Raw genomic sequence first — 6,724 nt, 5'->3', positions numbered from 1 at the left:
CGCCGGGTCCGGAACTCCGTCAACACGCACCTGACGCATCCGTGACATGGCTGCATCCCACCCGGAAACCCTTGACGAAACTCTCCACCGTCTCGGTCGCGCAGCGGTCAACCCGTTGACTTGCCTGCCCTTCGCCAAGAGGGTCCGCGCCTCATCACCCGGGACCGGACCATTGATACCCTCGCCGATGCGGCTCGCCCTCTGCCTTGCCCTCAGCCTCGCCGCCCTCCCCGCATTCGCGGGACCGCCCGGGGAGGCGCAGCGCGTGGTCACCGTGCGGCGCGGCGATACGCTGGCGGAACTGCTGGAGGGGGCCGGCGTCGCGCGGGCCGAGGCCGCGGCGGCCGTCACTGCCCTTGCCCCGCATTTCCCGCCGCGCCGCCTGGCGGTCGGGCAGGAGGTCGGGCTGCGCCTCGATACGGGCCGGGACAACGCCCTGCTCGCCCTGGAGATCGAGGTGGCGCCAGGCCGCACCATCGCCCTTCAACGGGATGGCGTTGCCTGGGCGGTGGATGAACATGTCATCCCGCGCCAGCGCCATCTGGCCCGCATCGAGGTGCCGATCCTCGGCGGGGTCTTCCTGACGCTGACGCGTGCCGGCATGCCCGCGCCGCTCGTCCACAGTCTAATACGCGCGCTTTCGCATGAGGTGGATTTCCAGCGCGACATCCAGCCGGGTGACCAGATCGCCGTCGCGTTCGAGCGTCTCCGCGCCCCGGATGGCGACCTGCTGGGCCATGGGCAGTTGCTGCACGCCGCACTCACCCTGTCCGGCCGCATCGTCGAGGTCTGGCGGCACCATGATGCGGAAGGTGAGGCGGCCTGGTTCCACGGCGATGGCCGGCCGTTGTCCGGCGGCTTCCTGCGCACGCCGCTCGATGGCGCGCGGCTCACCTCCGGCTTCGGCATGCGCCAGCACCCCGTGCTGAGCTTCAGCCGCCGCCATGAGGGCCTGGACTTCGCGGCCCCGACCGGCACCCCCGTCTATGCCGCTTCCGACGGGGTGGTGGTCTCGGTGCGCTTCGAGCGAGGCTATGGCCGCACCGTCCGCCTCCGGCACGGCAGCGGGATCGAGACGGTCTATGCCCATCTGTCGCGCACGCCGCGGGACCTGGCGGCGGGCGACCGCGTGCGGCAGGGGGACGTCATCGGCAATGTCGGCTCGACCGGGATGTCGACGGGGCCGCACCTGCATTACGAGGTTCGCGCCGGCGGGCGGGCGCTCGACCCGTCGCGGGCGGAGCTTCCCTCCGGCGAGCGCCTGCGCGGGGCCGCGCTTGCCAGCTTCCATGACCGCCGGCGCGACCTTGCGCGGCAATTCGCCCTGATCTCGGCCGGGCGGACGGAGGTGGCGCTCGCGGAGTAGGGCGCGGCGGTCGCCCGGCATCAAGCGCCCGCCAGGCTCTCCGACCGGCCCTGATCCCCGGCAAGGCGGCTCGGCAGCAATTCGCCGCGCCGCTCCAGCAGGGGATGGGCGATCATCGCGACATGGGCGGAGATGCGACGGAGGTCGCGCACGGCGTCGAGCAGCAGCCCGGCCGCGGCGCCGCCCTCGGCCGCCGACAGGTCGGCGGCCTCGGCCATGCCGCGCAGCGCCTCGCGCTCGGCCTCGCGCAGGGCCTCCTTCTCCCGCACCAGGCGGCGGGCGGCCTCGGCGTCCTCGCGCATGAAGACCGCGACGGCGAGGCGCAGCTGCGATTGCAGGCGAAGGTGCAGCCCCGTGATCTCCGCCGCGACCGCGGCAGGCAGGGTGAAGCCGCGCCGGTGGCGCTTGGCGGCCAGCGCCAGCAGGTCCCGCTCCAGCACATCGCCTGCATGTTCGAGCGAGACGGCGAACAGCCGCAGCTCCTCCAGGCGGCGCAGGTCGTCCTCGCCCAGCGCCTCACGCGGGATGCGGGCGAGGTAGGCCTGCACCTGCCGGTGCAGCCGGTCCACCACGTCATCCAGCCGCCGCGCCGCCTTCGGCGCGTCGCGGTCGCCTTCCTGGAAGGCGCCGGTGGAGGCCACCAGCATCGCCTCCACCGTGTCGGCGATGCGCAGCACCTCCCGCGCGGCATTGGCGAGCGCGACGGGCGGCGTGCCGAGCGCGTCGGGGTCGAGGTAGCGCGCAGCACCGGGGTCCTCGGCCGGCGGGCGGTCGGGCACCAGCCGTTCCAGCCCGCGTGCCAGCACGCCGAGCAGCGGCCAGGCGAGGATGGCGGTGGCGAGGTTGAAGGCCAGGTGCAGCTGCGCCGCGAGCAGGGCCGACGCCGTGCCGAACAGGGGAAGGACCAGCGGCATCGCCGCCAGCGCCAGCGCCACCCCGGCCAGCCGGTTGACGAGGTTGCCGAGCGCGACGCGCAGCCGCGCCCGGTCCGGCCCCGCTTCCCCCATCGCGCCGAGCAGCGGGTTCACCGCGCTGCCGAGATTGGCGCCCAGCACCATCGCCGCCGCCGCCTCGGGCCCGAGCGCGCCGGTGCCGGCGAGAGAGGCGATGAACAGTACCGCCGCCACCGAGGAATGCGCCGCCCAGGCGAGCAGGGCCGCGAGCAGCAGGTTCGGCAGCCACATCCGCGCCACCGCATCGAGCACGCGCAGCAGTTCGGGCGAGTGCTCCACCGGCGCCATGCTGGCCGAGAGCAGGTGCAGCGCCGTCAGCATCAGCCCGAGCCCGATGGCAGCGCGCCCAAGATCCCGCGCGCGGCTGCCGCGGCCGCTGCGGAATGCGATGACGCCGGCCAGGATCATGGCGGGCGCAAGGACCGCGACCTCGAAGGACAGCGCGACCACGATCAGCGCCGTCCCGATATTGGCCCCCAGCATCGCCGCCAGCGCCGGCGCCAGCGCCACCCCCGCCCCGGCGGCGAAGGACCCGACCATCAGCGCGGTGGCGGTGCTGCTTTGCAGGGCGGCGGTGGCCAGCAGGCCGGCGCAGGCCGCCCGCACGCGCCCGCCCAGCGCGACGCCCAGCACATGGCGCAGCCGCATCCCGAAGGCGCGCTGGACCCCGGTCTGCACCATGTGCAGCCCCCAGAGCAGCAGCGCGGCCTCCCCCGCCAGTTCGACCAGCAGCAGCGCCTGCGACACGATGGACCACCCCTCCTGTCATAAAAGTGAAACAGGAAGGGTAGGCCCGCCGGGTGGCGAGAAAAAGACCCCTTCCCCGCACGGAAGGGGGAGGTCCGCGCCCCCGCGACATGGCCGCGAATGCGCGGGCGATCGCCCCCCTTCGCCCCGGTGGGCGAAGGGGGGCGGCGCCTCAAGCCGCGGCGCGCTGTTCCGCCGGCGGCTCCTCCGGGCGCACATCCAGCCCATCGGGGCCGGCGGTGACGCGCAACTGCTGGCCGTCCCTGACCTTCCCTTCCAGCAGCAGGTTCGCCAGCCGGTCCTGCAGGCTGCGCTGGATGACGCGCTTCAGCGGGCGCGCGCCATAGGTCGGGTCGTAGCCGGCCTCGGCCAGCCACTCCATCGCGGAGGGGTCGAGGTCGAGCGCGATCTTGCGGTCCTCCAGCAGCTTCCGCAGCCGGCCGAGCTGGATGTCCACGATCGCCGCCATGTCGCCGCGCGCAAGCCGCCGGAACAGCACGATCTCGTCCAGCCGGTTCAGGAATTCCGGCCGGAAGCGGTCGCGCACCGCCCGCATCACGGCGGGGCGCGCCTGCTCGATCTCCGCGCTCTCCGGCAGTTCCGCGATGGCCTGGCTGCCGAGGTTGCTGGTCAGCACGATGATGCAGTTGCGGAAATCCACCGTCCGCCCCTGCCCGTCCGTCAGCCGCCCGTCGTCGAGCACCTGCAGCAGCACGTTGAAGACGTCGTCATGCGCCTTCTCCACCTCGTCGAACAGCACGACCTGGTAGGGGCGGCGCCGCACGGCTTCCGTCAGCGCCCCGCCCTCGTCATAGCCGACATAGCCCGGCGGCGCGCCGATGAGGCGGGAGACGCTGTGCTTCTCCATGAACTCCGACATGTCGATGCGGGTCATCGCCCGCTCGTCGTCGAACAGGAACTGCGCCAGCGTCTTCACCAGCTCCGTCTTGCCGACGCCGGTCGGGCCGAGGAACAGGAAGCTGCCGATCGGCCGGTTCGGGTCCTGAAGCCCGGCGCGCGCGCGGCGGACCGCCTTGCTGACCGCTTCCAGCGCCTCCTCCTGCCCGACCACGCGGCGGCGCAGCTCGTCCTCCATGCGCAGCAGCTTGGCGCGCTCGCCCTCCAGCATCTTCTCGACCGGGATGCCGGTCCAGCGGGAGATGACGGCGGCGATGCCTTCCTCGGTCACCGCCTCGTTCACCAGGCGCGAATCGCCGTCCCCGGCAGCGCCCAGCTTCTTCTCGAGCTGCGGGATGGTGCCGTAGAGCAGCTCGGACGCCTTCGCCAGGTCGCCCCGGCGCTGCGCCAGCTCCACCTCCGTGCGGGCGCGATCCAGCTCCTCCTTGACCTTCTGGCTCTCGACGACCTTGGCCTTCTCCGCCTCCCAGCGCTGCGTCATCTCGCGCGAGCGTTCCTCGAGGTCGGCGAGCTCCTTCTCCAGCTTCTGCAGCCGGTCGCGGGACGCGACGTCGCTCTCCTTCTTCAGCGCCTCGCGTTCGATCTTCAGGCGCATGAGGTCGCGGTCGATCTCGTCCAGCTCCTCGGGCTTGCTGTCCACCGCCATCCGCAGGCGGGACGCGGCCTCGTCCATCAGGTCGATGGCCTTGTCGGGCAGGAAGCGGTCGGTGATGTAGCGGTTGGACAGCGTCGCGGCCGCAACCAGCGCGTTGTCCGCGATGCGGACGCCGTGGTGCAGCTCGTACTTTTCCTTGATGCCGCGGAGGATGGAGATGGTGTCCTCCACGCTCGGCTCGCCCACCAGCACCGGCTGGAAGCGCCGCGCCAGCGCCGCGTCCTTCTCGACATGCTTGCGGTACTCGTCGAGCGTGGTGGCGCCGACGCAGTGCAGCTCGCCGCGGGCGAGGGCGGGCTTGATGAGGTTGGAGGCGTCCATCGCGCCATCCGCCTTGCCCGCGCCGACCAGCGTGTGCATCTCGTCGATGAACAGGATGATGTCGCCGGCGGCGTCCTCCACCTCCTTCAGGACACCCTTCAGCCGTTCCTCGAACTCGCCGCGGTACTTGGCGCCGGCCACCATCGCGCCGAGGTCGAGCGCCATGACGCGCTTGTCCTTCAGCGCCTCCGGCACGTCGCCCTTGACGATGCGGAGCGCGAGCCCCTCCACGATGGCGGTCTTGCCCACGCCCGGCTCGCCGATCAGCACGGGGTTGTTCTTGGTGCGGCGGGCGAGGACCTGGATGGCGCGGCGGATCTCCTCGTCGCGGCCGATCACCGGGTCGAGCTTGCCCTGCCGCGCCGCCTCGGTGATGTCGCGCGCGTACTTCTTCAGCGCGTCGAACTGCTCCTCGGCGTTCTGGCTGCCCACCGTGCGGCCCTTTCGGAGGTCGGCCACCGCCTTCTCCAGCCTCTGCGGGTCGGCGCCGGCGGCGCGCAGCGCGCGGCCCGCGCCCGTGTCGCTCGCGGCGATGGCCTGGAGCAGGCGGTCCTGCGCCACGAATTCGTCACCGGCCCGCTGCGCGAGCTGCTGCGCGGCGTCGAGCGCGCGGACGATCTCCGGCGTGAACTGCGGCTGGCCCGCGCCGCCGCCCTTGACGGCGGGCTGCTTCGCAAGCTCCGCCTCGACCGCCGCCTTGGCCTTCGCGGGGTCGCCGCCGCCAGCGCGGATCAGCCCGGCCGCCGCGCCCTGCTCGTCGTCGAGCAGCGCCTTCAGCAGGTGTTCGGCGGTGACGCGCTGGTGGTACTCGCGGATCGCGATGGTCTGCGCGGCCTGGAGGAAGCCACGGGCGCGGTCGGTGAACTTCTCGATGTCCATTCCAATGTCCCTCTCGTGAGCGGACAGGCACCCCACCCCCCCGATCGGGCGAAGCGAGGATCGCCTATGGACTGAATGATGGTATGCCGGGTGACTGCGATTCAAGGGGAAGGCGACGGCGACCCATGCGTATCGAACGGATCACCCGATACCCGGTGAAGGGTCTCTCGCCCGAGGAGATGGAGGAGGTGGCGCTCTCCCCCGGGGAAGGCGTGCCGCAGGACCGGCGCTTCGCCTTCGCGCAGGGCGATTCCGGCTTCGACCCGGCGGCGCCCGTCTGGATGCGCAAGCGCAACTTCGCCTGCCTTGCCGCCAATGCGAAGGTGGCGCGGCTTCGCACCGCCTTCGACCCGGTGACGGCCACCCTGCTGCTGCGTGACGGCGACGTGGCCATGACTGCCGATCTCTCGACCGCCGAGGGCCGCCGCGCCGCCGGCGACTGGATCACCGCCTTCATGGGCGAGGAGGCGCGCGGCGCGCTGACCCTGGCCGAGGCGCCGGGCCATGCCTTCACCGACATCCCGGAAAAGGCTGTCTCGCTGATCGGCCTCGCCTCGGTCGCGGCGCTGGAGGAGCAGATGGGCAAGGCGCTGGACCCGCTGCGCTTCCGGGCCAACATCCTGTTCACCGGCGCGCCCCCCTTCGCCGAATTCGACTGGCTGGGGCGGGAGGTGCTGCTGGGCGGCGCCAGGCTGCGCGTCTTCAAGCGCATCCAACGCTGTGCCGCGACCGAGGTGAACCCGGAAACAGCCGCGCGCGACGCGCCAGTGCCGCTCGCGCTCCGCAAGGCCTGGGGTCATGCGGACATGGGGATCTATGCCGAGGTGCTGGAAGGCGGGCGCGTCGCGGTGGGCGACGCGATCGTGCCGGTGTAGCGCCGTTTCC

General features: G+C 72.3%; 4 protein-coding genes. 2 read left to right on the top strand and 2 right to left on the bottom strand.

Features of this window, described 5'->3' with window-relative positions; translation table 11 throughout:
• The first annotated feature begins 187 nt into the window (after positions 1–187).
• Positions 188–1,366, top strand: a complete 1,179-nt coding sequence (locus tag ACK8OX_RS23750; RefSeq protein ID WP_430666754.1) for a M23 family metallopeptidase — start codon at positions 188–190, stop codon at positions 1,364–1,366.
• Positions 1,367–1,386: 20 nt separating this feature from the next.
• On the opposite strand, the gene ACK8OX_RS23745 is transcribed toward ACK8OX_RS23750, so the two are convergent.
• Both ACK8OX_RS23745 and clpB read right to left on the bottom strand, forming a co-directional pair.
• Positions 1,387–3,066: a Na/Pi cotransporter family protein gene (locus ACK8OX_RS23745; protein ID WP_430666753.1), complete on the bottom strand. Its 1,680-nt coding sequence runs from the start codon at positions 3,064–3,066 to the stop codon at positions 1,387–1,389.
• A 172-nt stretch (positions 3,067–3,238) separates the two neighbouring features.
• A complete protein-coding gene (clpB, locus tag ACK8OX_RS23740) occupies positions 3,239–5,839 on the bottom strand; it encodes an ATP-dependent chaperone ClpB (protein ID WP_430666752.1) in 2,601 nt (866 codons plus the stop codon).
• 125 nt (positions 5,840–5,964) lie between these two features.
• Between clpB and ACK8OX_RS23735 the strand changes: the two genes are divergently transcribed.
• Entirely contained in the window at positions 5,965–6,714 is a 750-nt protein-coding gene (locus tag ACK8OX_RS23735) for an MOSC domain-containing protein (RefSeq protein ID WP_430666751.1), read from the top strand.
• Positions 6,715–6,724 lie beyond the last annotated feature (10 nt).

The sequence above is a fragment of the Falsiroseomonas sp. CW058 genome (genome assembly GCF_050563535.1).
Classification (GTDB): Bacteria; Pseudomonadota; Alphaproteobacteria; order Acetobacterales; family Acetobacteraceae; genus Falsiroseomonas.
Note: the sequence above shows the minus strand (reverse complement) of the source record. Positions and strands in the feature narration are given on the sequence as shown.